This is a genomic window from Janthinobacterium sp. UMAB-56, assembly GCF_900095265.1.
Classification (GTDB): Bacteria; Pseudomonadota; Gammaproteobacteria; order Burkholderiales; family Burkholderiaceae_D; genus Janthinobacterium.
Map to the genome: position 1 here is coordinate 602,378 of NZ_LT607652.1, position 24,860 is coordinate 627,237.

The 24,860-nt window shown below is 61.8% G+C and carries 32 protein-coding genes and 1 tRNA gene; 23 read left to right on the forward strand and 10 right to left on the reverse strand.

Translation table 11 applies throughout. From position 1 onward, the window contains the following. Position 1 precedes the first annotated feature (1 nt). From adeC to K0F85_RS05730, 3 genes are all read left to right on the forward strand, one after another. Positions 2–1,450 carry an AdeC/AdeK/OprM family multidrug efflux complex outer membrane factor gene (adeC, locus tag K0F85_RS05720; RefSeq protein ID WP_219114930.1) on the forward strand — a complete coding sequence of 483 codons (1,449 nt, stop codon included), beginning with the start codon at positions 2–4 and terminating at the stop codon, positions 1,448–1,450. Between the two features lie 69 nt (positions 1,451–1,519). Next, on the forward strand, positions 1,520–2,134 hold the full coding sequence (locus K0F85_RS05725) for a TetR/AcrR family transcriptional regulator (protein ID WP_219114931.1): 615 nt from the start codon (positions 1,520–1,522) through the stop codon (positions 2,132–2,134). A gap of 101 nt (positions 2,135–2,235) precedes the next feature. After that, positions 2,236–2,312 (forward strand) — tRNA-Pro (locus tag K0F85_RS05730). Between the two features lie 83 nt (positions 2,313–2,395). Here the strand turns inward: K0F85_RS05730 and K0F85_RS05735 are convergent. The 9 genes from K0F85_RS05735 to K0F85_RS05775 all read right to left on the reverse strand — a co-directional run bounded on the left by K0F85_RS05735 (position 2,396) and on the right by K0F85_RS05775 (position 9,270). Further along, positions 2,396–2,644: an AlpA family transcriptional regulator gene (locus K0F85_RS05735; protein WP_306983160.1), complete on the reverse strand. Its 249-nt coding sequence runs from the start codon at positions 2,642–2,644 to the stop codon at positions 2,396–2,398. Continuing rightward, positions 2,641–2,934: a hypothetical protein gene (locus K0F85_RS05740; protein WP_219114933.1), complete on the reverse strand. Its 294-nt coding sequence runs from the start codon at positions 2,932–2,934 to the stop codon at positions 2,641–2,643. Before K0F85_RS05740 ends, K0F85_RS05735 begins: the two co-directional genes overlap by 4 nt. Then, a complete protein-coding gene (locus K0F85_RS05745) occupies positions 2,931–4,043 on the reverse strand; it encodes a site-specific DNA-methyltransferase (protein WP_219114934.1) in 1,113 nt (370 codons plus the stop codon). Before K0F85_RS05745 ends, K0F85_RS05740 begins: the two co-directional genes overlap by 4 nt. Beyond that, positions 4,040–4,201: a hypothetical protein gene (locus tag K0F85_RS05750; protein ID WP_180338604.1), complete on the reverse strand. Its 162-nt coding sequence runs from the start codon at positions 4,199–4,201 to the stop codon at positions 4,040–4,042. The genes K0F85_RS05745 and K0F85_RS05750 overlap by 4 nt, the downstream gene beginning before the upstream one ends. Then, positions 4,198–6,309 carry a DNA cytosine methyltransferase gene (locus tag K0F85_RS05755; RefSeq protein ID WP_219114935.1) on the reverse strand — a complete coding sequence of 704 codons (2,112 nt, stop codon included), beginning with the start codon at positions 6,307–6,309 and terminating at the stop codon, positions 4,198–4,200. The genes K0F85_RS05750 and K0F85_RS05755 overlap by 4 nt, the downstream gene beginning before the upstream one ends. Then, entirely contained in the window at positions 6,306–6,647 is a 342-nt protein-coding gene (locus tag K0F85_RS05760; RefSeq protein ID WP_219114936.1) for a hypothetical protein, read from the reverse strand. The genes K0F85_RS05755 and K0F85_RS05760 overlap by 4 nt, the downstream gene beginning before the upstream one ends. Beyond that, a complete protein-coding gene (locus K0F85_RS05765) occupies positions 6,644–7,339 on the reverse strand; it encodes a hypothetical protein (protein WP_219114937.1) in 696 nt (231 codons plus the stop codon). The genes K0F85_RS05760 and K0F85_RS05765 overlap by 4 nt, the downstream gene beginning before the upstream one ends. Next, positions 7,336–7,632 (reverse strand): hypothetical protein, encoded by a 297-nt coding sequence (locus K0F85_RS05770; protein ID WP_219114938.1) that lies wholly within the window; start codon positions 7,630–7,632, stop codon positions 7,336–7,338. The genes K0F85_RS05765 and K0F85_RS05770 overlap by 4 nt, the downstream gene beginning before the upstream one ends. An 867-nt stretch (positions 7,633–8,499) precedes the next feature. Beyond that, positions 8,500–9,270, reverse strand: a complete 771-nt coding sequence (locus K0F85_RS05775; protein ID WP_257572547.1) for a LexA family transcriptional regulator — start codon at positions 9,268–9,270, stop codon at positions 8,500–8,502. Positions 9,271–9,350: 80 nt separating this feature from the next. Here K0F85_RS05775 and K0F85_RS29205 point away from each other — a divergent pair, with 80 nt between their 5' ends. Both K0F85_RS29205 and K0F85_RS05785 read left to right on the forward strand, forming a co-directional pair. Then, positions 9,351–9,644 (forward strand): YdaS family helix-turn-helix protein, encoded by a 294-nt coding sequence (locus K0F85_RS29205; RefSeq protein ID WP_219114939.1) that lies wholly within the window; start codon positions 9,351–9,353, stop codon positions 9,642–9,644. A gap of 27 nt (positions 9,645–9,671) precedes the next feature. Beyond that, positions 9,672–10,292, forward strand: a complete 621-nt coding sequence (locus tag K0F85_RS05785) for a hypothetical protein (RefSeq protein WP_219114940.1) — start codon at positions 9,672–9,674, stop codon at positions 10,290–10,292. Here the strand turns inward: K0F85_RS05785 and K0F85_RS05790 are convergent. Continuing rightward, positions 10,276–10,470 (reverse strand): hypothetical protein, encoded by a 195-nt coding sequence (locus K0F85_RS05790; protein WP_219114941.1) that lies wholly within the window; start codon positions 10,468–10,470, stop codon positions 10,276–10,278. The genes K0F85_RS05785 and K0F85_RS05790 overlap by 17 nt on opposite strands. A 247-nt stretch (positions 10,471–10,717) precedes the next feature. Here K0F85_RS05790 and K0F85_RS05795 point away from each other — a divergent pair, with 247 nt between their 5' ends. From K0F85_RS05795 to K0F85_RS05880, 18 genes are all read left to right on the forward strand, one after another. After that, complete coding sequence (locus tag K0F85_RS05795; RefSeq protein WP_219114942.1) at positions 10,718–11,611, forward strand: hypothetical protein; 894 nt, start codon at positions 10,718–10,720, stop codon at positions 11,609–11,611. Continuing rightward, positions 11,595–12,383, forward strand: coding sequence for an ATP-binding protein (locus tag K0F85_RS05800; protein WP_219114943.1), 789 nt, complete (start codon positions 11,595–11,597; stop codon positions 12,381–12,383). Before K0F85_RS05795 ends, K0F85_RS05800 begins: the two co-directional genes overlap by 17 nt. Continuing rightward, on the forward strand, positions 12,380–13,537 hold the full coding sequence (locus K0F85_RS05805; RefSeq protein WP_219114944.1) for a site-specific integrase: 1,158 nt from the start codon (positions 12,380–12,382) through the stop codon (positions 13,535–13,537). The genes K0F85_RS05800 and K0F85_RS05805 overlap by 4 nt, the downstream gene beginning before the upstream one ends. 1 nt (position 13,538) lies before the next feature. Then, the gene (locus tag K0F85_RS05810; RefSeq protein WP_176375190.1) at positions 13,539–13,811 is read left to right on the forward strand and encodes a hypothetical protein; all 273 of its coding nucleotides are present in this window, start codon (positions 13,539–13,541) and stop codon (positions 13,809–13,811) included. Further along, positions 13,808–14,050, forward strand: coding sequence for a hypothetical protein (locus tag K0F85_RS05815; protein ID WP_219114945.1), 243 nt, complete (start codon positions 13,808–13,810; stop codon positions 14,048–14,050). Before K0F85_RS05810 ends, K0F85_RS05815 begins: the two co-directional genes overlap by 4 nt. Further along, positions 14,047–14,871, forward strand: coding sequence for a hypothetical protein (locus K0F85_RS05820; protein ID WP_219114946.1), 825 nt, complete (start codon positions 14,047–14,049; stop codon positions 14,869–14,871). Before K0F85_RS05815 ends, K0F85_RS05820 begins: the two co-directional genes overlap by 4 nt. Continuing rightward, positions 14,868–15,230: a dATP/dGTP diphosphohydrolase domain-containing protein gene (locus K0F85_RS05825; protein ID WP_219114947.1), complete on the forward strand. Its 363-nt coding sequence runs from the start codon at positions 14,868–14,870 to the stop codon at positions 15,228–15,230. Before K0F85_RS05820 ends, K0F85_RS05825 begins: the two co-directional genes overlap by 4 nt. Next, positions 15,227–15,478 carry a hypothetical protein gene (locus tag K0F85_RS05830; RefSeq protein WP_219114948.1) on the forward strand — a complete coding sequence of 84 codons (252 nt, stop codon included), beginning with the start codon at positions 15,227–15,229 and terminating at the stop codon, positions 15,476–15,478. Before K0F85_RS05825 ends, K0F85_RS05830 begins: the two co-directional genes overlap by 4 nt. Then, positions 15,475–16,086, forward strand: coding sequence for a hypothetical protein (locus K0F85_RS05835; protein ID WP_219114949.1), 612 nt, complete (start codon positions 15,475–15,477; stop codon positions 16,084–16,086). The genes K0F85_RS05830 and K0F85_RS05835 overlap by 4 nt, the downstream gene beginning before the upstream one ends. Before the next feature lie 151 nt (positions 16,087–16,237). Continuing rightward, entirely contained in the window at positions 16,238–16,450 is a 213-nt protein-coding gene (locus K0F85_RS05840) for a hypothetical protein (RefSeq protein WP_219114950.1), read from the forward strand. Continuing rightward, complete coding sequence (locus K0F85_RS05845) at positions 16,447–18,402, forward strand: hypothetical protein (RefSeq protein WP_219114951.1); 1,956 nt, start codon at positions 16,447–16,449, stop codon at positions 18,400–18,402. The genes K0F85_RS05840 and K0F85_RS05845 overlap by 4 nt, the downstream gene beginning before the upstream one ends. Continuing rightward, positions 18,399–18,623, forward strand: a complete 225-nt coding sequence (locus K0F85_RS05850) for a hypothetical protein (RefSeq protein ID WP_219114952.1) — start codon at positions 18,399–18,401, stop codon at positions 18,621–18,623. The genes K0F85_RS05845 and K0F85_RS05850 overlap by 4 nt, the downstream gene beginning before the upstream one ends. Positions 18,624–18,679: 56 nt before the next feature. Then, positions 18,680–19,030, forward strand: a complete 351-nt coding sequence (locus K0F85_RS05855; RefSeq protein ID WP_257572548.1) for an HNH endonuclease — start codon at positions 18,680–18,682, stop codon at positions 19,028–19,030. 197 nt (positions 19,031–19,227) lie between these two features. Then, on the forward strand, positions 19,228–19,695 hold the full coding sequence (locus K0F85_RS05860; RefSeq protein ID WP_219114954.1) for a terminase small subunit: 468 nt from the start codon (positions 19,228–19,230) through the stop codon (positions 19,693–19,695). Next, complete coding sequence (locus K0F85_RS05865) at positions 19,692–21,380, forward strand: terminase large subunit (RefSeq protein WP_219114955.1); 1,689 nt, start codon at positions 19,692–19,694, stop codon at positions 21,378–21,380. Before K0F85_RS05860 ends, K0F85_RS05865 begins: the two co-directional genes overlap by 4 nt. A gap of 3 nt (positions 21,381–21,383) precedes the next feature. Next, positions 21,384–22,697, forward strand: a complete 1,314-nt coding sequence (locus K0F85_RS05870) for a phage portal protein (protein WP_219114956.1) — start codon at positions 21,384–21,386, stop codon at positions 22,695–22,697. Next, positions 22,675–23,523, forward strand: coding sequence for a head maturation protease, ClpP-related (locus tag K0F85_RS05875; RefSeq protein ID WP_219114957.1), 849 nt, complete (start codon positions 22,675–22,677; stop codon positions 23,521–23,523). The genes K0F85_RS05870 and K0F85_RS05875 overlap by 23 nt, the downstream gene beginning before the upstream one ends. Further along, positions 23,523–24,809, forward strand: coding sequence for a phage major capsid protein (locus K0F85_RS05880; protein WP_374198640.1), 1,287 nt, complete (start codon positions 23,523–23,525; stop codon positions 24,807–24,809). The genes K0F85_RS05875 and K0F85_RS05880 overlap by 1 nt, the downstream gene beginning before the upstream one ends. Positions 24,810–24,860 lie beyond the last annotated feature (51 nt).

Here is a 24,860-nt window from a genome sequence, read left to right on the forward strand (position 1 = left end):
TATGAAAAAAACGCTACTCTCCATGGCGGCACTGGCCTTGCTGGCCGGTTGCAGCCTGGCTCCCACGTACGAGCGTCCGGCAGCGCCGGCGCCCACGGCGTGGCCGACGGGCCCTTCCTACAAGGCCGACACGGCCGCCACCGACGCCAAGCCGGTGGCGGACATCGCCTGGCGCGAGTTCTTTGCCGATGCGCGCCTGCGCCAAGTACTGGAACTGGCGCTGGCCAACAACCGCGACCTGCGCGTCTCGATCCTGAACATCGAGAAGGCGCGCGCCACGTACGGCATCGAACGCGCCGCGCTGATCCCGACGCTGTCGGCCTCGGGTGGCCAGTCGGCCAGCCGCGTGCCGAAGAACGCCAGCGCCAACGGCGAAGCGTCCATCAATCGCCAGTACACGGCGAACCTGGGCGTCTCGGCGTACGAACTGGACTTCTTTGGCCGCGTGCGCAGCCTGTCCGATAGCGCGCTGGAGCAATACCTGGGCACGGAAGAAGCACGCCGTGCACAGCAGATCAGCCTGGTGGCCGAAGTGGCCAGCACGTATCTGAACCTGGTGGCCGACCAGCAGCGTCTGCGCGTGGCGCAAGATACCTTGAAGAGCCAGCAGTCGTCGTATGACCTGGCCGTGCGCCGCTTCAGCGCGGGCGCCACCTCGGGCCTGGACAAGTATGATGCCCAGACCAGCGTCGAGTCGGCCCGTTCCGACGTGGCTGTCTACACGAGCCAGGTGGCGCTGGATCAGAACGCGCTGGTCTTGCTGGTGGGCGGCCCCGTGCCGGCCAACCTGCTGCCGCCAGCCGAGTTCGGCGCCGTGACGGCGCTGGCTGACATTCCGTCCGGCTTGCCGTCGGACGTGCTGCAACGCCGTCCCGACGTGCTGGCGGCAGAGCGCACCTTGCGCGCTGCCAACGCCAACATCGGCGCCGCGCGCGCGGCCTTCTTCCCGCGCATTTCGCTGACGGCCACGGCCGGTTCGCTCAGCGATAATCTGTCGGGCCTGTTCAAGGCGGGCAGCGGCACGTGGAGCTTCATTCCGCAGATCAGCTTGCCGATCTTCGATGGCGGCGTGAACCGCGCCAACCTCGATATCGCCAAGGTGCAGCGTGAAATCTCCGTGGCGCAATACGAAAAGGCGATCCAGGTCGCCTTCCGTGAAGTGTCCGATGCGCTGGCCCAGCGCGGCACCATCGACGAGCGCCTGCAATCGCAGGTCTCGCTGGTCGAGGCGTCGACGAAGAGCTACACCATCCACGACGCGCGCTACAAGCAGGGCGCCGAGTCCTACCTGAGCGCCCTGGTGGCCCAGCGCGCGCTGTACACGGCGCAGCAAAGCCTGATCACGGCGCGTCTGGCCAAATCGACCAACCTGGTCACCTTGTACAAGGTGCTGGGCGGCGGTTGGCAACCTGAGCAGACAGCCGTCGCGGCGGCTGGCGGCGTCCAATAATCACGGGGACGTCGACGCCGGCCTTGCCCTTGTCCGCAGGGGCAGGGCCGGCGCGCTACTGGAAAAGTCATGAACCAAGTTGAAAAGAAGCATCCGGATCCCGAGCGCGCCAACACGCGGCGCAAGCAGGTGCTCGATGCTGCCGAAAGCTGTTTCAGCCGCCGCGGTTTCCACGGCGCCAGCATGGCAGAGATATCGAAAGCGGCCGGCATGAGCGCGGGCCACATCTATAATTATTTTGACAGCAAGGATGCGATCATCGCCGCCTTCGTCATGCAGAATACGGAGCGGGTATCGAACCTGATGCAGGACCTGGCACAGCGCGAAGACCCGCTGCAGGCCGTGATCGACAATGCGGGCGAGCATGTGCTGGAAAGCCTGGACCCGAAAACCTGGGTGATGCCGCTGGAAATTTTTGCCGAGGCTTCGCGCAACCTCGCCATCGCGGAAATGTTGCACTGCGCGGATGTGCGTTCGCGCAAGCTGTTTCTTTCGATCATACGTGATGCGCGCATCAAGCGCGGCTTGCCGGCCGACGAGGAAATGCTGGAAGGGCGGCTGAACGCCATGATCGCCATGTACCAGGGCTTGCCCGTGCGACTGGTGCACAATCCCGAAGTCAAGGTGGAGCCCTTGATCGCCGGTTTCCGCATCGTCCTGACGGCATTGCTGCTGGGCGAATAAGCGTTTTGCCGGGGAGCGAAAAAAACTTTGGGCAGTTCGCTATGAATCACGCGCAAAGCATGGCAAAAACCTAAAAGCCTCTGCTATAATTCTCACCTCGTCGGGGCGTAGCGCAGCCTGGTAGCGTACATGCATGGGGTGCATGGGGTCGGAAGTTCGAATCTTCCCGTCCCGACCATAAGAATCAAGGACTTAGGCCAATCTTCGGATTGGCCTTTTTCTTTTCTGTCGTTTTTTACCCCTACAATTACCCCTACAGTTCTACGGACTCACGTTACCCCTAGCGACATCGCCTGAAACCTCAAGTCTTCCTTTGCTAGCGTCGATGCATTTTTTCTGCCACTCGGCTACTTCGGCGGAAATCCATGCAATGGCCCGCGGGCCGATATGGACTGGTGATGGGAAACTGCCATCTTTCGCGCCCCGAAGAATGGTGCTGCGCGACCTGCCTGTGACTTCGATTACTGCTGGCAGTCTAAGGAATTTTTGGACTTCGTTCATGGTGCTCATAATTTGCTTTCTGTTGGTTGCAGGGTCTTGATAAGGTCGAGCTGGCGCGGGTCGCTGCGGTCCAGCACATAGATGTAGGTCATGCCGCCCGGCGAGCGGTCGTCACAGTCCGGCTGGTCGTTGGCCACGGCCAGCACGGCGGCGCTCGAGCACACGCCCACGGAGCGCTCGAACAGGCAGCCCTCGCAGCTGGGAGCGTTCGCTTCCTGCGCTTTGAAGCGCACGGTCGATGGATTGACCGGTTCGTCGCGTTCGCCACGCCATTTGTCGCTTGTGATGCATTTAGTCATGCTGTCACCTCAATTTCTGCAAAAAGTGTCGACTCCGCCTGGATGCGTTTGCGCGCGATCTCGGCGTAGGCCGGGTTCAGTTCGATGCCAATGCAGTCGCGCTGCAGGCGATCAGCGACAAGGCCGGTGGTGCCGGCGCCGAAGAACGGATCCAGTACAGTGCCGCCAGTTGGGCAGCCAGCGCGGATGCAAATCTCCGGCAATTCCGGCGGGAACGTGGCGAAGTGCGCCTCGGCGAATGAATGTGTGGCCATGGGCCAGACGCTACGTCGGTTGCGCAAGCCGATTTCGTTCGGCGCGTTACCATGCGTGGTGCGGTCAACGTCAGCATCGTTATCGAAGGCGGCACCGGCCGTATAGGCGCCACCGCCGCGGAATGACCTTGCATTGCCCTTGAGCACACGGCCGCGCTCGCGGCCATCAGCGTCACTGCCGTGGCCGAAGCCGACACCATTACCGCGCGCGGCTCGCTTCTGGGGCTTTTGACCGGGCACTGCATAGTCCTTGGTGCCGAAGCTATTGCGCGGATGGTCGACAAAGCCGACGGCCGGCTCCTTGATCGCCTCGGCATCGTAGTAATAATTCGCGCTCTTCGTCAGCAGGAAAATGTACTCGTGGCTCTTAGTGCAGCGGTCACGTACCGACTCGGGCATCGGATTCGGCTTGCTCCAGACGATGTCCTGGCGCACCCACCAGCCTGCGTCCTGCAATGCGATGGCCAGGCGGTGCGGCATCATGCAAAGGTCCTTGTGCTTGAAGCCCAGCGGGATGCTGCTGGAGCGGCGTGCATGCGCCGTGCGCACAGCCACGTGCGGATTGTTGCCCTTGTGGCCGCCGGCGCCTGCTGGGCCGTTTGGCTTGCTGGCGTAGCTGTCGCCCATATTGATCCAGCAGGTGCCGTCAGGGCGCAGCACACGGCGCACCTCTTCGAACACGTCGACCATGACCTCGATGAACTCGGCGGGCGATGCTTCCAGGCCGATCTGGCCGTCGACGCCGTAGTCGCGTAGCCCCCAGTATGGCGGGCTGGTAACGCAACAATGGACGGAGTCGGCGGCCAAGGTGCGCAGCTGTTCGCGCACGTCGCCGATAAGAATTTTCACCGTCATGACGCCACCTTGGCACATTTGACACAGCGCCCATACTGGGCCAGCTGGCGCGCGGTGCTGGCCTTGCCGCAGGCGCAGCGCTTGCGGATCAACGAATACACTGGTCCCTTGTTGTTTGCCTGGTGCTGGCGTTCGACGCGGGCGAGGTCGTACATCATGCGACCCTCGCAATCTCGCGCTCATGCGCGAAGTTGGCGAGGATCAGCGCCTTGGCCATGGGCGGGCAGACCGAGTTGCCGCACATGCGCACCTGGGCGCTCTTCGTCAGTTTCAAGCCCTGCGTCGGGTCGTCACCGATGATGTAGTCGTCGGGGAAGCCCTGGGCTCGGAACAGTTCGCGCGGCTGCAGCATGCGCAAGCCGATGTCCACGATCTGATAGTCCTGGCCGTGGATCGTCACCAGGCCGAAACGGTCGCGGCTCGTGACGGTGGCCAGCGGCCCGTCGATCTCCGGCGCCTGGTCGGTACCGTAATAACTCAGCAGGAACGCGCGCACCTCGGCGTGGTGCTGGCCGCCGGCGCTGACCGTGCCCAGCGGCTCGTCGGTACCGGCAGCCGTGCTGGTGCCGCGCAGCTTGATCATATTGCTGGTGACCAGTGCCGACTTGCCGCCACCGCCGGCCGTGACCGTGCCAAGCGGCGCATCGGCGGCGTGGCCCACGCTGGCGCCCATATCGCGCTGAATATGCGCTGTGACGATGCCCATGGCATTGCCGGTGCCCGGCCGGGCCTGCTGACCACCAGCGGTGACCGTGTGCAAGGGTTCATCGAGGGGGCTGCCGGTGGCGCCCGTGCGAAACTTCGTAATGTGCGCCGACACCATGCTGAAATGGCCGCCCTTGACCTGGGCGCAAATGGTGCGCAGCGGCTCGTCGGCCGGCATCACGCGCTGGTTGCTCGCGTTGGCGTGCTCCGTCAAGAACGCCGTTACCAGGCTATGGTGGTCGCACGCGGTGACCGTGCCGATAGGGTCGGTAAGGTCGGAGCCAACCACGCCCGTGTAATGCTTGGCCAGGAATGCCGTGGCCACCACTTGATTGCCTGCGGCGGTGATAGTCGGTACCGGCATGTCGACGCGCGCGCCAGGGTGGCCCGTGGTATTGGTCATGACGAATGGCGCAAGCTCAGCCTCTACCAGCGCATGCTTTGCGGCCGCGCCCACCACCGTGCCCAGTGGCTTCTCGATATCCAGCGCGCGCGGCGCTTGGCCCTCGCGTTCGCCGTAGCCCACCTGTACCAGCGTGGCCACGCCCAGCGCCTTCTCGCCGCGATGTGCGCCAGTGATGGTGCGGAATGGCTCGCCGATGGATTCGGTACGGTCGCCGCCCTGGTGCGTGACCGGGACGATGGTCGGCAGCACCACAGCACGGTGGTTCTCAGTCGTCAGCGTGCCGAACGGCTGGTTGGCCGACACCGGCTTGCCGCCGTAGATCGGGCCGCCCTGGCCAACGATAAACGGATCGGCCGCGTCAACCACATAGCGCATGATGCCCTTGGCGATGCGGCGCAGCGTGGCCGGCGCCAGCGGCCGGTCGCGCTCGAAGATCGACGGGCACGGCAGGCTGAAATCGATGCACTCGGCCGCCGTGCGATACGGCAGCAGCTTACCGGCGCGCACGCCGATGCTGTCGGGTGCGCCGTGGGTAGGCTCCGGCCACTTGATGGCGATGCCGTCGCGGCGCGCCACCAGGAAGAAGCGCTTGCGGATGGTGGGCGTATCGTGGTCGCAGCCGCGCATTTCGCGGTAGTCGACTGTATAGCCGTGCGCGCGCAGCTGGCGGATAAAGCTGTCGAAGGTCTTGCCCTTCTTCGCCGGGTCCGGCTTGGCGCTGCCGTCGGCCTCGACCAGCAGCGGGCCCCACGTTTTGAATTCCTCGACGTTTTCCAGCATGATGACGCGCGGCTTGCACTTGGCGGCCCAGCGCAGCGTCACCCAGGCCAGGCCACGGATACGCTTCTCGACCGGTTTGCCGCCCTTGGCCTTGCTGAAATGCTTGCAATCGGGGCTGAGCCAGACCAGGCCCACCGGGCGATTGTTCGTCACCTTGATCGGGTCGACGTCCCACACGCTCTCGCACAGGTGCGTGGTGTGCGGGTGGTTCGCCGCGTGCATGGCCAGCGCCTCGGGATCGTGGTTGATGGCGATATCTACCGGGCGGCCGAAGGCCTGCTCCAGGCCGGTACTGGTCCCGCCGCCTCCGGCGAAGTTGTCGATAATCAACTCTTCGCCTAGATCGAGCGATAAGGTGAACCAGTCGCGCTTCATGGGCGCACCTCTGCCGCCGCGCGACGCACAACCAGCACCGGCATGGCGCCTACCACGCCGCGGAAGTGCGGCGCGGCTACTTGGCCCTGCGACGCTGGCTTGATGCCCAGCATGGCGTCGCGTGACGCGTCCTTGAGCTCGTACAGGATGCCGGACACGCGCACGTGGCCCTGGATGCCGCGCGCGAAGATCATGCGCAGGCGGCTCTCCATGCCCGCTTCTTCGATATCGAAGCCGGCTCGCTCGCAGATCTGGTAGAAGGTGCCTGACCCGGCGATCAGCGCCTTCAGCAGGGCGTAGGAGCGGCTTTCCGGTTTTGGCAGGGGACGGCGCTTCATGCAGCCACTCCTTCGGATGCAGACAGCAATTTCGATGCGTCGTATTTCTCGATTCCCCAGGCCAGCGCATAGCAGCACCAGATAATGCTGTGTGTGTATTCCGTGAAATCATGTTCGAACAAATCATCGAACTGCCAGCCGCGCCGCTGCGCGTCGGACGGGTCGGTGTGATGGAAATCGTAGGCCGCATATTGCGCACGGTCGCCGCCATCATCCAGCACGCCTATTACCTCATCTTCGACCGCTTCCCACAGTTCGCGTCGCCCTTCCTTGTCGAGCGAGTTGTTTCGCTTGGCGTCTCGTATCCACTGCACGCGATATTCATTGATGACCCGTTTGAACTTGTCTTCGTCGAAGGCCTTTGGCTTGCCGCCATGCCGGTTTCCGTCGACCGCGATCAGCTTCCCGGTCCAGTAACCCAGGTTTATGCCCAGCTTCCGCCCACGTGACTGGTTGTACGCCCGGTCGGTGCGGAAAAACTCGAACATGTCCGTCAGGCGCTGGAACACGTAAGTGCCCATGTCGCCGGTGTAGCAGAGGTGGCCCGGCCAAGTGATCAGGTCGAAGAACATGTCGCCGCTGTCCGGCTTCTTGAATCGTATGTGGCGGTTCACGCCGTCATCGCGGATCACGATCAGCTCATGGTGAGCAACATCGCGCAGGAAGCGCTCTTCGGTGCAGCCGGCGCTCACAGCACACCGCCTTTCGCATCCAGCAGCTGTTCAAGGTCGCGCTCAAGTTGGGTGCGGGTGATGATGGCGCAGCTGGCCTGGATGCGGCGGGCCGTCTCGATGCTGGTCAGGCGGTCGATCTCGGCCTGCGACGACACGCTGCCGGCGCCCCAGCCCAGCACCAACACGGACAAGAGGATGATGGCGGCGCTGGCCGCTGGCTCGATTTCGCCCAGGCTCATGGCCAGGCTGCCGGTGATAGCGCCGATGATGGCCACGGCGATGATCAGGTAGATGTTGAACTTGAATTTCATGCTGCACCGCCTTCCAGAGCGGCGAGGGCGGCCTTGAAGTTGAGGCGGGACATGCGCGCGTCGGCCTGGGCCTGGTCCATGCCCCAGTTGTGCATGAACATGGCGCGGATCTCGGCGACGAGCTCGCTGTCTTCGGGCCACAGTTCGGCGTCGACCAGGCGGTCGGCGATCAGGTCGATGGCTGATGCTGGCTTTGCGCCAGGCTTCTCGCTGGCGTTGGCCTGGATGATCACGTTGCATTCAGCGCAGGTGAGGTAGGGGATTTTGACGGTGGCGCTGGGTTCTGGTGTGCTGCTGGCGGCGNTGGCGGCGTGTGACATTTTCTCTCCATCGGTTGAGGTGGTGCGTCGATGGAGGAATAGTAGCAATGCTATTTTTTCAATGCAATAGCAATGCTATTTAAAATTAATATTTTTATGAGAAATAAAAAAGCCCGCACAATGGCGGGCTTTTGCTTGTTCAGATTTTAGGCTTATGTGGGGAATGGCTCGCCGCAACGGCGACACTCATGCGCGTCGCCCGCGCCCATGTGGTGACAGTTTCGGCAGATTGACACAGATTTGCTTGTAGCGCCGGAATCACCCAGCCCTGTCTCGGATTGCTCTTGCTCGACTGGGAGTGCCTCATTATTTTGGGGTTTCGAAAGCGACGAAAAACCCACTAAAATTGCTCCGACAACTGAAAGTATTCCCGAAAAAATTAGAAAGCTCTGGCGTTTTGCGATCAGGTCTATATTGGACACCCGCATGTCAGGTGAGGTTACACCATATCCGTAATCCCTCGCGGAAACACCAACAGTCGTGTCCATAAAAAGACTGAAAGTTGCTAGAATTAGCCCTGCTACAAGTATCAAAATTCCTGCTAATTTCATATCCGCTCCGTTTCCCTTTTGACGACCCTACCGACTACCAGGCAATCACTGTTACTACAGCGTTTCCGTCGATACTTCTGCTGGTCTGGATTGTCAGAGGTAAGCCACCATTCGCCAGACTCACGCATGAAGCGCTTAATCACAGCCTCACCTTCATAATTTACTGCGTAGACCTTGCCATCAGTGATTTTTGTGTCAGCCGTATTGACAATCACTAGATCGTCGGCATACAGGTTCGGTTCCATACTCTCACCTTTTACCGACATTGCTATCAGTTTGCCAGGGTTGAAGCCGTTCCTGTCCACCCAGTTTTTACTTACGCTCAATTTGCTACCGTCGTAGATCTCAGGAACTGTTTGAAAGCCAGTTACCCCTGCTGATAGTCGCAGCTGGACCTTCGGGATCTGGTAAAAATCCGGATTATTTGGATCAGCCAAAATTACGTCTTGGTACTCGCCAGCCAATTCCCGCACGTCAGGTTGAGGCGCTAATGTCGCCGATTGCGAAACATAGTCGATCTGAGAAGCAAGAGTAGGGCTGAATGCATGCACTTGCACACCAAGCCCGCGCGCAAAGGCTGTGGCCGCCTTTATGTTTAAAGGTCGGTGGCCTGACAGGTACTGCCAAACCATGCTTTGAGACCCAAGTCCGTGCTGGGCGCCAAATTCTGCTTGCGACACTTTCGGCTCACGCGTAGCGAACAACTCCTTCAGCCGCGCGGCGTCTTCAAGTTGCCAATGCTCAAGTGTCTTTGTTTCTTTTTTCATGTTCAAAGTATAGCAATGCTATTTAATAGAGCAACGAGCATTGCTATTGACTTGTGCAATAGCAATGCTATTATTGCGGCATGAACCTCTCAACCTACTTGGCAGACTCGAAGATCCGAAAGGCTGACTTCGCCCGGCTTCTCAAAATTTCCCCAGCAGTGCTTCACCAGTGGCTGAAGGGGATTCGACCTATTTCAATTCGGTACTGCGCCGCAATCGAAGGTTTGACTAACAAGCAGGTAACCAGGCAGGAGCTGCGACCTAACGATTGGAGCTTGATTTGGCCTGATCTCGTCGCCGCTTCTGGTGGGGGCATTGGCCCTCGAAGTGTCCAGCATTCAACCGAAGCCAGAGTAACTCACACCGAGGAATAAATCATGCGTATTGAGTCGCACAGAACTTTGATCAGCATCTTGCGTGGGCACGTCGCCGAATGGCGGCGGGCTGGGGGCCTGTCGATTGCGAGCGCGGTCGACGTCGTCGTCAAGGCGCACGAGCTGACTGGCGGTCCTGGCACGACCGGCATTCGCTTCGATGCTCATACGGATGAGTTCCAGCGAGTGAAAAACAACTCGGACCGCGTCATGCGCTGGCTCGACGACGAAACCAAGGACACCAATTTCCTGCCGGCGAACTTCGTTTTTTCCATCCTCGCCGGTATGCCCGATGACGCGCGCGTGCACTGCCTGAACGACATGCTGCGCCGCTTCGGCCTGTGCGTGCGAGCCATCGAGTCGCAAGACGAGGGCGGCCTGGGCTTGGGCGATATCTGCGACCTGGCCAGCGCCGACGCTGACGCTATGGCGTCGCTTGCGGCCGTTGTGGCTGAACCCACGCAAGCCAATTACGAGATCGCGCTGCGCAAGGCGGCACGGGCGGCCGAGAAGAAGGCGCGCATCGTGCGCATCCTGACCGGCGCGCGCAAGGCCATGTCGCGCACCAAGGACGTGCTGCAGCGCGTGCTGCATCCGGGGCGCGCGGCGAAGGAAAAGTTATCAGAAACTGCTATTCCACGGCCTTGATGGCGGCCGTCAGATTGGTGATAAGCGCCTTCAAGTATTCAGCATCAGCCTGCCCGAATATCTGTGCTTTTGGGGCGTGATTGACCGGAATGCCATGAAGAGTGATGGCGCCACTTTGGAGCCCTGCTGTAACTAATTTAAGGGCTGCTACGGCAGCGTTTGATTCTGCATTTGCCACGGGTGGTTCCTTTCGTAATTGTTGAGTGGAATTGGCAATTTAACACGAATGAAACCGCCCACCCGATTTCCCGGTTATTGCACCGGAATAAGTTTCAAACGGGGCAGCGGCTGCGCAGCTGCGACCTGGCGATTCCAGCCCGCCGGTCACGCCCCGTCCCCATTCATGGCTGGATGGAAGGTTGGAGATCACATGCTGAAACATGGCACATCAACGGAGGCGCCAGTTACACCTGGCCGCAAGGCCGATGCGTGACTACGGAAAGGTCGGCCCCAAGTTCTGGATCGGTGCCACCGGCAAAAAGCTGCGCGCGGCTGGTCCAGAGGCGCAGATTGTTGCGCTGTACCTGATGACGTCGCCGCACGCCAACATGTTGGGGCTGTACTACGTGCCGCAAATGTTCATCGCGCATGAGACGGGATTGGGCTTGGAAGGGGCTGCGAAGGGGCTTGTTAGGGCCGTCGAAGCTGGGTTTTGTGAGTATGACGAGGCTTCGGAGATGGTATGGGTCATCGAAATGGCCAAGTACCAGATCGCTGATGCGCTGACCGGCAAGGATTTGCGCATCAAGGGTGTGCAGAACGAGTACGACGCACTGCCCGCAAACCCATTCCTGGCGCGATTCTTCGGGCATTACGCACAGGCCTTTTGCATGACGAAACAGCGGGGCGCGGACGACGATTTATCGCCTGCCTTGCAAGCCCCTTTAAAGCCCCTTGCAAGCCAAGAGCAGGAACAAGAGCAGGAACAAGAGCAGGAACAAGAGCAGGAACAGGAACAGGAGAAAGAGCACGCGACCGTGCCGGCCGCCGCCGCTGTTGCGCCGAAAAGCGCACGCAAGCCAGCCAAGACGCCGTTGCCATCGGATTTCGCAATCTCGGCAGCGGTCAGAACCTGGGCCGAGGCCAACGGCCACATGAACCTGCAGGCGCACTTCGATTCGTTTGTCGGAAAGGCGCGTGCCAATGGCTACACCTACGCGGATTGGGACCAGGCGCTGCAGAACGCGATCCGCGAAGACTGGGCCAAGCTGGGAACGCAGCAACGGCCACCATCGGCGCAGCAAGCCCGGCCATCGCGTCATAGCAATTTTGACAAGATCAACTATCACGAAGGAATCCAGAATGGCCGAATCACCTAACCGCCTTGCCGCCCTGAAGGTGGCGCAGAGCGAGCGCGAAGCATCGTGCGAAACGCACGGCGCCTACACGGCAAAGGGCTTCGCTGTCGGCCGTGTGACGCACTGGATGGGCTGCCCGGAGTGCTCGAAGCAGGCCCAGGCAGAGAAGGGCCTGGCAGAAGCGGCCCGTGCTGTGGCGGAGGCTCAGCGTCGCCTGGAGTCCAGCCTGAACCAGGCCGGCATCCCTGTGCGGTACCGCCGCAAAACCTTCGAATCGTTCGTCGTCGAAAACGATGCACAGGAGCGGGCACTGTGTGTGGCCATGGAATTTGCTGGCAACTTCGACACGCACCGCCGCAGCGGCACGGTGATCGTATTCTCGGGCGTGCCCGGCACCGGCAAGAGCCATCTTGCAATCGCCATTGCGCAGGCTGTGATGGCGGGCCACACGGCGCTCTACACCAGCGCCATCGATGCCGTGCGCATGATCCGCAACACATGGCGCCGCGATTCCGAGCGCACCGAGACGCAGGTGCTCGACATGCTGGCTGGCGTGGATTTGCTGGTGCTCGACGAGGTCGGCGTGCAGTACGGCACCGAGGCCGAGCAGGTGAACCTGTTCGACATCATCGACAAGCGGTACCGGGCGCTGATGCCGACCATCCTGCTGACGAACCAGGGCAAGGCCGGACTGAAGTCATTCCTGGGCGACCGCAGCTTCGACCGGCTGCGTGAGGGTGGTCAGTGGGTGGTGTTCGACTGGGAATCGTATCGCGGGCGGGCTGCCGCATGAGCTTCCACCTGTTCCGGACCGGCAAGGCCAAGAATTACCACTACCGCTTCCAGATCGCTGGCGCGCGCGTGCAGCGCAGCACCCGCGAGAGCAGCAAGGCGAAAGCCAATGCGGTAGCGCAGCGCGCGTACGACGAGGCGCTGATCCTGACCAATGGCGGCAAGGTCGTGCCGACGCTGGCGGCCATGGCGCAGGAATGGCTGGAGGTGAACGGCCCGATCAGCAGCGCCGCGCACAAGCGCAGCGTCGAGACCACCGCCCGGCTGCACTTCTACGACCTGGGCCAACTGCCGCTGAACCAGATCACCACCAGCCTCGTAGAGCAGGCCCGTAATCTGCACCTGGTCGACCACGCCAAGGCCAGCGCGAACCACTGGCTGCGCGTGCTTAAGCTGATCGCAAACTGGGCCGTGAAGCGCGAGATCATCCGCTCGATCCCCTGGCAGGTGCGCATGCTCAAGGTGCAGAAGCGCCCGCGCTCGATCCTGCCTATTGCCGCCGTGGCCGAATGGTTTGCCGCGGTCGACCAGGTCACGCGCGCAGACCCATCGGTGGCCACGGCCATCCGCCTGATGTTCGGCCTGGGCCTGCGCGAGTCCGAGGCGGCCGGCGCGCGCTGGGAATGGCTGGACTGGCAGCGCGCCACCTACACGCCCGGCGTCACCAAGGGCCGCGAGGCCGAGCCCGTGCCTGTTCCTGCCTGGCTGGTCGAGCAGCTGGTGCCTCACCGCCAAGTGGAGGGCCTGATTGCCGGCAAGCGCGGCGGCGCCCAGCAGCACCCGCCCGGATTCGCGCGCAAGGCCATGAAGTCCGCCAATCTCGCCTGCAAGATCAAGGGGATCACCCCGCACAGGCTGCGCGGCACGTTCGCCACCATGCTGTCGGAGCAGGGCGTGCCGATCCAGACGATCCAGGCCGTGATGCGCCACAAGTCGCCGATGACCACCATGGCCTACCTGGAGAAAAACCGGGACACGGCGGCGCAGGCGCAGAACGATATTGCCGAGAAAATCGGTTTTGGGCGTGGCGAGAAAGTGGCGGGAAGTGCCCCGCAAACCCGCATGGATACGAGCCTTCATGATTATCATCAGTCATCAGTTGATGGCAGTTCGGGCACCGAATCGACGCCAGCAGAACCAACCCCAGGAGATTAAATTGGAAGAGAAAACCGGCAACATAGCAAGGGAAGGGCGTCCGGCCTACAACACGGCACCGATCCGCTGCGGCAAACTGAAATGTAAGTGGCGTGGCTATGAGGGCGAGCTTGTTGGGGTGGCCAGCAAGCGACACGGGCCGGGTGTGACGGATAAGGTTTGCCCAATCTGCGGCACACATGGCTACTACCACATGACGCCGCGCGAGATCACGGCATGGGAACGCAACAAGCTCGCCGCCGGCCTCGCCGAGACGGCGGCAGTAGCACCATGACCGCCCGCAGCCCGGCACCGGCGCCAGAAACCCCGGCCGAGGCAGCGTACAAGCGCGACCGGGCCTTGCTGCGCGCGCTGTACACCTGCGAGCCCGTGCTGTTCGCCGGCAAGCAGCACTTCCTGCACAGCATGTCTCCCCAGGTACTGGGCGGCGGTGTGTCGACAATTATTTACCTGATGGGCGACGCGACACCGCGCCAGCCCGGCGAAATCACTTTTTTGGAGCGAGCAGAATGAATGATCGTTTACAGTTTTCCCAGCGGGTGCAGCTGCTGGAGGGGGCGGCCCACGCCGCGATTGCGTATGACAATGCGATTGAGGCTTGCGCCAACTCTCCGCAATCGATGTCCAGCTTCTGTACCGCAGAGGGCGACAGCCTTGACGTGCTGTATACGGACTGGATTTCCAAGTCGCGCACGGCCCTCGCCTTCGCAGCCGCCCCGGTGCAGGCGCAAGAGCCGGTGCCAGAGGCAGCGCGACAGAATGGCGGACTTGTGCGCGCTGCGCTGATCGACCTCATGGCCTTGGAGCGTCAAGCGACTAGCGCTTGCGATGGTTTTAAAGCGCAGCGTGATTGCAATCTCCGCTTCGCTCGTGCACGTAAAGCATTGGCCGACAGCGCTGATACCGCCCCGGTGCAGCCCGTGGCCGTGCCGGATGGTATGAGCAATAAGGTGCGTGCTTTCATCGACTCGGTAATTGAGATCGGCTTTGAAGGCGATGATGTGGATGGCGCAGCGATTTTGGAATGGGCTGAAGATGCTGGCCTGATTGAAGCGCGCACGATGGTCGAGCCTTGCGGTGAAGGCCAGAATTGCCGCTGCGCAACCGACAACGACTTCCCGCTGACTTGCTACCAGAAAACGTATAGACGCGCCGCCCCAGCAGCGCAGGGCGATGGCGAACCAGAAGCACTGCTTTACGCGGCACTGAATACGCAAGGGCGCATCGTGTACAGCCATGAAAGCTACGAAAACGTAGACATGAACCGCCGCTACATTAAAACACCTACCACCATTGTCGGCCTCGCCGCTATCGCTGCCAAGGCGGCATCATGAGCGCCACCCACGGCATTGGCGACGTAACCAGTCAGGCGAAAGGAAGCGGCGCCCGCTTCAACTATGGCAAGCCGGATTATTCGCTGATTCCCCTGACTACCATGGCCGATGAGGCGCGCGTGTGGGCCTACGGCAAGGAAAAGTACGCTGCTTGGAACTGGACAAAGGGTATGGCCTGGTCGATCCCGTTCGCCTGCCTCATGCGCCACATGGCGGCCTGGCAGACCGGCGAAGAGTGCGACGCCGAATCGGGCCTGCCTCACCTGGCGCACGCCATGTGCAATCTGCGCATGCTCACGCTCTATGCGACTAACTATCAAGCGGGTGACGACCGCCCGATAAAGGAACTGCAGCCATGAACCAGACTCGGCTCGGCTCGCTGATCGAGGCCATTATCAACGTGGTGATCGGCTTCGCCATCAACTTCATCGCCAACATGCTGATTTTCCCGCTGTTTGGCTTTCACATCACCGCGCGCGATAACCTGCTGCTGGGCCTGATCTACACGGTGATCAGTGTGGCGCGGTCGTACTGCATTCGCCGCTGGTTCAACGCAAAGCTGCACATGATGGCGCAAGCGGCCGCCACGGCGATAAAGAGGAATTGAGCGAAACCGTTGGCGGGAAAGTGGCGAAGACCACCCCGCCACGCCGCATATTTCCTAACTTTCATGATTATTGTGAATCATCGGTTAGAACCTTCCAGCACCACCAAACAGGGATTGAAATGCAACGAGAAAAAATTACGCTGGGATGGGCCGGCAAGAGCGCGCCAGTGGACGATATCACTTTCGTCGAGGTCGATGCTGTGGCGCCGGCTGCCAAGGCAGCGCCTGCGCGCGCCGTAGTGGCGGTCACCGCATGGACCGATCCTGATCCACTCGATCTGTGCCTTGAATTGTGGGCCGCCTGGATGGCGCACGATGCTGACCGCGACATGGGCGTCAAAACGATGCGAGGGCTGAGTGGGGAGGGCGATGGTCGCGGCGTGGATATGCATGAGGCGCAGCAGGCGACCGACACGCGCATTGCCCAGGCCACCGACGCGATGATCGATAGTATGGCGCGCATCCACATCTGGGCGATCTACAAGCTGTGCAGCCAGGCCACACCATGGCGGTTCCCGAATGCAGTATTTGCAGACGTTGCAATGGAGGCGCGTGCCGAGCTGACCCAGCGCCTGAAAAATAATGTGTGTACTGCTGTTCTGTTCTGATATGATTCGTGCATAGGCGGTTTTCGCACGCCTAAACAAAAGCCCGCATCTTCGCCGACGCGGGCTTTTTGCATTCCAGATCTCCGCCTTTCCCTGGGCTTAGCCGCACACCGCAACCTTGCGCCAGCGGCCTTTTTATTTGAGGTGTTCGATGAACCTGCGCCATTATCGAGACTTGATCGTCCGCGCTGTGGGCGAAGCCGACGGCAAAACCCTCGGCCTCATCGTCGGTCACGTCATGGATGCTGAGCGTGCCAAAGAGATACTGCGGGCCAATGGCTACGGCGTGGCCGGATTGTCGGCCAGCGCGACGGCGGCGCTTGTGCCGCAAGTACAACCTACTGAAAGAAAGCCACTTCCATGACCGTTCGCCTGCTGAAGCCATACGCTCAACGCCCTGTCGGCGCTATTGCCACGTTCGACGCAAGCACCGAGGCGGGCATGATCGACGCGAAGACGGCTTCGGCGGACCTGACAGGCGGGTTTGAATACTTCATCACCCGTCCTGGCCTACGCCTGCAGGCGCCACAGATTGCCGTTGGCACGCTCACACTGCGGCCTGCCGAGCAAGCGCCAGTAGCACTTCCGGAAGGCCAGGTATTGAATGTGATTGGTGCGGTGGGCACCGTTGGCAAGGTTAATCGCATGGATCCCTCCGGCGGCTCGACTGTGCTGCAATCGTGGGTGGTCGGATATGGCGCGCTAGCGGCCATCGGGCCGTTCGTCGGCCAGCAGCTCTTTCAGGTAACCTGCTCTGCGGGTTCGATCACCGCCAGCACGCAGGCCGCAGCGCTGAACTCTGTCCGCCAAGCCACGGACGTGGGCGGGTTCAACGGCGCGCGCGGGCCGCTGCAGGTGGGCGAGGTGAAGCTGCTCCCCAGCGGCCAGCCGACCGGCATCCTGCGCAGCCTGAAAAACGCAGGCCGCATGGTCGCTGGCTTCGGCGCCGGCATGTGGATGGTAGCAGGTGGCACGCCGCCGCTTACGCAGGGCTACACCGGTTATGACGCCGCAGGCAATATCACAGGCGTCACCAGCCGTACCGGCCAGGCCGAAATGCTGCAGTGGACGCCGACGGTGGCGACCACGCACGAAATCAAATTGACCACGTTCGCCACTGGCGCGCGCGTCAAGGACCTGAAAGGGCGAATCGGCCTGTGGGTCTACGTCGACAACCTTCCGGGCTACGAGCCAGGCGGCACACCGACCGGCTCCATCGGGATGACGCTGACCACTGACGCCGGCGCAGCGAACACCAACGCCTTGACGGTCGGATTCAACAGCAACCAGGTGCGCGAAGGCTGGAATTTCTTGAAGTTCGTGCAGCGCGACCCGACCGCCTACGTGACCGGCTCAGGCGTTACCGAATACCACCCGTTCGGCGTGCTGGCCGGCGCCTACGGTACCGGCGCCGCCGCGAACATCCGCGACGCGGCAATCACCGGCATGAAGATCGACCTGTCGGGTATGGCAGGCGCCAACATCTACTTCGACTCGATCTGGACCGACTTCGACTCGCAGGCGCAGATCGTGCTGGGCACGGATTCCGTTGGCGCTGACATGCCGACGTATTACCTGCCTATTTTCGACGCCTACAACTGGAAAGGCTACGTCGCGGTGCCGAAGCGCATCTGGGTCAGCGGCGACAAGGTGGTCAGCGACTGGACGGGTGTCAATCCCTGGCTGAAGCTGGCCTACGACGCCGGCTGGGAATGTATCAACCACAGCACCAACCACCTGGGCGGCGCAGATGCGACAGGTACGATCACATCACCATCGGCCATTGCCTATGAGGTAGTGCCGGTCGCCGCGCTCTACCTGAATAGCGGAATGACGCGCGGCCTGGAGTTCTACGCGTCGCCGCAGTCGTCCACCAGCCGTCTGTCCGAGAAGGTAATCAAGGGCACCGGCATCAAAATGCAGCGGCATGCCCGCAAGATCAACATCACGGTCACACCTTGGGGCATTGATAACCCGCACCACGTGGGCGCCTGCGACTGGGGCAGTGCGACGGCCGGCGGCATTTCCCGCATCGTCGGTGGCGTGACTGGTTCGGTAGCTGGCTGGCAGAAGGCGTCGCAGATCAAGCGGATGGCGGACGTGATCGTCGCCTATGGCGATACATGGTTCCCGTTCTGGCATGGCGTCACCGGCCTGGGCGATACAGGTAGTGGCGAAGACCTGACCGGCGACAACCTACTGCTGACCAAATCGGCCTTCGAGAAATCGTGCGCTTATATCCGGCAATTGCAATTGGCCGGTAGCCTGCGATTTTGCGACGGCTTCACCGGCTTCTACTATGGAACGGGACAATGATGAACGTGAGCGAGATCGAGTGGCGAGACTATTGCTGCGGTGATGCCTGCCAGTATGCCGAGGTAAAAACGAGCGTGGGTACCCTGCAGATCAAGACCAGTCACGATGCCGACGATCTGTCCTACCTGGTGCGGCGCTATGGCCTGGACGATATGCCTGTTGACCCGGGCTATGTGCCGATGACCGAAGCGCAGCTGGCGATGGAACTTGCGGCCATTTGATGGGGCGCCTTACCACCCTGAAGTCTCGCCTTGCTGTGCTACCTGGCAGCGCTCCAGTGTTGGCCGCAGGTTCGTGGCGTGCGTCCACTGAAAGCAGTACCAAGCGCGGCTACGGCTACGCCTGGCAGAAGGCCCGTGTCGGCCATTTGCGCAGCCACCCATTTTGCGTGTACTGCCTGCGCGATCCGGTTTATGCGGCCATCCGCAGCATGGCGCCCAGCTCGGCCATTTTGCGCTGTGCCGAGTTGGGCCTGGCTGCGCCCATGGCCTCTGTGGTCGACCACATTGAGCCGCATCGTGGCGACCAGGCGCTGTTCTGGAACAAGGCCAACTGGCAATCACTGTGCGCCACACATCACAGCGCGGACAAGCAACGCGAAGAGGCGGTCCTACGGCGCGGCGAATAGATGGCACCAAAGCAACATCAGGAATGTTTCAAAAAAGAAATGTTTTATATGTTGCAAAATAGCAACATGCATCAAAAGAAACATTTCAAAAAAGCAACATCAGGGGAGGGGGGGGGCGAAAAGTTCCCGACCCCTCGCCGACCTAGACCGCGTCCTCTCCCACGCGCAGATTTTATTTCCCTTTGGAGTAAATGTTAATGGCTTTAACAGGCAAAAAGCGGCGATTCGCCGATGCCGTTTTAGCCGGCCTCTCCAATAGAGACGCGGCTATCGCGGCCGGGTACAGTGCCGCCACCGCCTCGGCGGCAGGGTCGCGGCTTGTTAAAGACGTGGACGTTAAAAAATGCCTGGAGGCGGGCAGGGCGGCGGTCGACGTCAAGCTGGAGCAACAGCCGCATGGTGGTGCGCTCAAGCGGTCGAAGGCGGCGCCTGTCGAACAGCCGGACACGGATATGTTGAGTTTGTTGCAGGAGATTGCCTTGGGGCGTGTCGATGCGACCACCACTCAGGTGAGGGCTGCGATAGCAGCTGTGCAATACACGCACAAAAAGAAAGGTGACGCGGGCAAGAAGGAAGAGAAGTTGGTCGATGCACAGAATGCTGCTGCCGGCCGCTTCGGCGTGCCACCAGCGCCGCCCCGCCTGGTGGCCAGTGGTGGTAAATGACGCCCTATCCGGAGTGGACCACGGCGTGCCACGACTGGGAAGCGCGCATAGTCGCTGGCCGGCCGCTGACGCCATGCTCGCCGCTCTATCCTGACCAGGCTGCTGCCGCATGGGCGATTTTTTCCGAGTTGCGCATGGTGGACGCGCCCGGCAGCCCGAAGATGGGCGAGGTGGTCAAGCCTTGGGTACGCGAGTTTGTAGAAGCCATCTTCGGTGCGTACAACCCGGAGACCGGGCGCCGGCTGATCAAGGAGTTCATGCTCCTGATCAGCAAGAAAAACGGCAAGTCGACCATCGCCGCCGGCATCATGATCACGGCACTGCTGCTGAACTGGCGGCTGGAGGGGGAGTACATCGTCCTGGCGCCAACGAAAGAAGTGGCCGACAACAGCTACAAGCCGATGGCGGCCATGATCCGCGCCGACGACGAGCTGGCCGTTCTGCTGAAGGTGCAGGACCATATCCGCACCATCACGCACCTGACGACCAACGCCACGCTCAAGGTGGTGGCGGCCGACGGCGAGACGGTGTCGGGCAAGAAGGCCATCGGCGTGTTTGTCGACGAGCTATGGCTGTTCGGCAAGAACCCGCGCGCCGACGCCATGCTGCTGGAAGCGACTGGCGGCCTGGCCTCGCGGCCCGAGGGCTTCGTGATTTTCGCCACGACGCAGTCGGATGATCCGCCGGCCGGCGCGTTCCTGTCGCGGCTGCTGTATGCGCGCGGTGTGCGCGATGGACGGATTCACGATCCGGCGTTTTACCCGGTTTTGTACGAGTTCCCGGAGCACATGCTCAAGGCCGGCGCGCATCGGGAGGTGGCGAACGCTTATGTGACGAACCCGAACATGGGTACATCGGTTGACGAGGAATTCATCGAGCGGGGCTTTCGCCAGGCGCAGGAAAAGGGCGAAGTCGAGTTCCGCGGCTTCCTGGCCAAGCACTTAAATGTGCAGATCGGCCTGGCGCTGATGTCGAACCGCTGGCCTGGCGCCGACTTTTGGGAGCAGCAGGGCCTGCGCCCGGCGTTGACACTGGAAGACTTGCTGGCGCGCAGCGAAGTGGCCACCGTCGGCATCGATGGCGGCGGCCTGGACGACCTGCTGGGCTTGGCGGTGATCGGCCGCGAGCGCGAGACGCGCCGCTGGCTGCTGTGGACCAGGGCATGGGCGCACCCTTCGGTGATGGAGCGGCGAAAAATCGAGGCTGCCCGCTTCGAAGACTTCGCCAAGCAGGGCGACCTGGTGCTGGTCAAGCGCATCGGCGAGGACGTCGAGCAGGTAGCGGCTGCCGTGCTGCAAGTGGAGCAATCCGGACTACTCGACAAGGTGGGAGCGGACTCGGCCGGCATTGGCGCCATCCTCGATGCGATGGTCGAAGCCGGCGTGCCGCAGGAAAAGATCGTTGCCATCTCACAAGGCTGGCGCCTCGGCGGCGCGATCAAGACCACCGAGCGCAAGCTGGCCGAGGGAGTGATCGAACACGGCGGCCAGCCGATGATGGCCTGGTGTGTGGGCAATGCCAAGGTTGAGCCCAGAGGCAATGCCATTTTGATTACCAAGCAGGCGTCTGGGTCAGCCAAGATCGACCCGCTGATGGCGACCTTCGACGCCGTCTCCCTGATGGAACTGAATCCGCCGGCGCAATGTGGCTCGGTGTATGAATCGCGCGGCATAAGGACTGTTTAACCCATGAGTATTTTAGATTTCTTCCGGCCAGCAGCAGTGCCGGAGGCGCAGACACGCCCAAGCGATGTGGAGGGCCTGCCGGCGCCGGCCGCAGTGGCACCGGCAGCACCAAGCGTCCAGGCGTCGACCGGGCATCTTTTTGCTGGCCTGGACGATCCCGACCTGCTGGCATTCATGCGTACCGGCTCAGGCACCGCGTCGGGCGCCTACGTCAATGCGTCGAAGGCGCTGCAGAACATGGCCCTGCTGCGCTGCGTGACACTCATCTCGGAATCGATCGGCATGCTGCCGCTCAACCTGGTCGAGCGCGGCGACGAAAAGCGCTATGCCACCGAGCACCCGCTGTACGACATTTTGAAGGCCAAGCCGAACGGCTGGCAGACGGCCTACGAATTCAAGGCGCTGATGCAGCTGCGAGTGATGATGCACGGCAATGCCTACGCGCGCGTGATCTGGTCGCGTGGCCAGGTGCTGCGCCTGATCCCGATGTGCCCCAAGCGCGTAACGGCGGAATTGGACGACAGCTGGAACATGGCCTACAAGTTCACCCGCAAGGATGGCAGCCAGATCCCACTGCCAGCGGAAGAGGTATTCCACCTGCGCGACCTGTCGGAAGACGGCGTGACGGGACTGTCGCGCGTGCGCCTGGCGCATGAGGCCATCGGCATCGCGCAGCAGGCCGAGAAGGCTGCAGCGCGCCTGTTCAAGAACGGCGTCATGGCCGGCGGCGCACTGTCGGCGGCTGGCGCACTTACCGACAAGGCCTTTGGCCGCTTGCAAGACTCGATCAACGACAAGACTGGCGCCGAGAACGCTGGTAAATGGATGATCCTGGAAGAGGGCTTGAAGGCAGAGCAGTGGGCAACCACCGCGGCCGACGCTCAGCACATCGAAAACCGCAATCACCAGATCGAGGAAATCGCCCGTGCCATGGGTGTGCCGCGCCCGCTGCTGATGATGGACGACACATCCTGGGGCAGCGGCATCGAGCAGCTGGCCATCCTGTTCATCCAGTTCTCGCTGCAGCACTGGTTCACGATCTGGGAGCAGGGCATCGAGCGCACCCTGCTGTCGAAGGAGGACAACAAAACCCTGCGCGCCAAATTCAACGAGCGCGCGCTGCTGCGCGGCACCCTGAAGGACCAGGCCGAATTCTTCACCAAGGCGCTGGGCAGCGGCGGCCACGCGCCATGGATGACACAAAACGAAGTGCGAGAGCTGCAAGACCTGGCCCGCTCCAATGACAAGGGCGCCGACGAGCTGCGCGCGCCCGCCAACCAAGGAAAGAAAGCCAATGAGCCTGCTGCAACTGCCTAAAATCAACGCCGCCCAGGGCCTGGGCAATATCCAGTTCGACATGCGCCCGGACGCGCTCGAGCGCTGGGAGCCCGGCATCCGCGCGGCGGCTGACGACGGCGGTCCCACCATTTCCATCTACGACCGCATCGGCGAGTCGTATGACGGCGAGGGCGTGACCGCCAAGCGCATTTCTGCCGCCCTGCGCAATATCGGCGCGCGCGACGTGGTGGTGAACGTCAACTCGCCCGGCGGTGACTTCTTTCAGGGCGTGGCCATCTACAACCTGCTGCGCGAGCACAAGGCCAAGGTGACCGTCAAGGTGATGGGCATCGCCGCCTCGGCCGCGTCCGTGATCGCCATGGCCGGTGACGAGATCCTGATGGGTGACGGCGCCTTCCTGATGATCCACAACGCCTGGGCCATGGCGATCGGCAACCGCCACGACATGATCAAGGCGTCCGAGCAGCTGGCACCCTTCGATGCCGCCATGGCCTCCGTCTACGCCGCCCGGTCCGGGCTGAGTACGGCGGAAGCGGCCGCCATGATGGACAAGGAAAGCTGGCTGGGCGCGACCCAGGCCGTCGAGCAGGGCTTCGCCAGCGGCATCCTGGCGCGCGAGCAGCTGGGTCACGATCCCGAGGCCAGCGCCGACACGAAATATCTTGCGATGGTGGAAGCGGCCATGGCCCGGGCGGGGCATTCCCGATCCGTGCGCCGCGAAGCCATCAAGTCCCTGTTTTCTGGCACGCCGGGCGCTGCTGGAAAAATCGCCACGCCGAGCGCTGGCACCAAAGAAGTAGCAGCGTCACTGCAATCCCTGATCAACAATCTGAAAGGCACGTAATGAAAAAAGTAATGATGACCAGCATCGCCACGGCGATGATCGCCAGCGCCCTGGCGGCGCACGCCGGCCAGGCCAGCCAACCCATCCCGCGCGGTATCGTGGCCGTGCGCGCCGACGGCGACGTGAATGCGCTGATCGAGGGCGTCAACAAGGCCTTCCACGATTTCAAGGCCGAGCACACCAAGCAGCTGGACGAAATCAAGAAGGGTAACGCCGACGCGCTGCAGGCATTGAAGGTGGACAACATCAATGCCGACATCGCCAAGTTGCAGGCCGCCGTCGATGCCGCAAATGAAAAAATCGTTGCCGCGCAAATGAACAGCGCCACCGGCGCCCTGAAGGACAAGGAATATACCGAAGCTTTCAGCGCGCACTTCAAGCGTGGCGATGTACAGGCGTCGCTGAACAAGGGCACGGCCAGCGAAGGCGGCTATCTGGCGCCTGCTGAATGGGACCGTACGATCACCGATCGCCTGGTGGTGCTGTCGCCAATGCGCGGCCTGTGCGCCGGTCAGACTATCAGCACCGCTGGTTTCAGCAAGCTGTTCGGTAGCCGCGGCACAACTTCCGGCTGGGTCGGCGAAACCGATCCGCGTCCCGAAACCAATACGTCGACGTTCGGCATGCTTACCTACAACACGGGTGAGTTGTACGCCAACCCGGCAGCCACCCAGCAGATGCTGGATGATTCGGCCGTCAATCTGGAGGCTTGGCTGGCGGGCGAGGTCGAAACCGAGTTCGCACTGCAGGAAGGTGTGGCTTTTTTGACCGGCAACGGCACCAACAAGCCAAACGGTTTGCTGACCTACATCACTGGCGGCTCGAATGCGGCGGCGCACCCCTGGGGCGACATCAAAACCGTCAAGAGCGGCGCGGCCGCCTCCTTGACTGCGGATGGCCTGATCGACCTGGTGTATGAGCTGCCAGGCGAGTATACCGGCAATGCCCGTGCGACGATGAACCGGAATACGCAAAAGGCAGTGCGCAAGCTGAAAGACGGCGAAGGCAACTACTTGTGGCAGCCGTCGTTCCAGGCTGGTGAGCCAGCAACGATGCTGGGCTACGGCATTACCGAAATCGCTGGCATGCCCGACATCGCAGCCAACTCGAAGCCGATCGTGTTTGGTGACTTCAAGCGCGGCTACCTGATCGTTGATCGCGTGGGCGTGCGTGTGTTGCGCGATCCCTACACCAAGAAGCCGTATATCTACTTCTACACCACCAAGCGGGTCGGTGGCGGCCTGCTGAACCCTGACGTCTTCAAAGCGCTGACGGTCGCAGCCTAAAACCCTATGCACTGGGCCTGCCTGGCCCGGTGCGACCCTTGAAAGGAATCA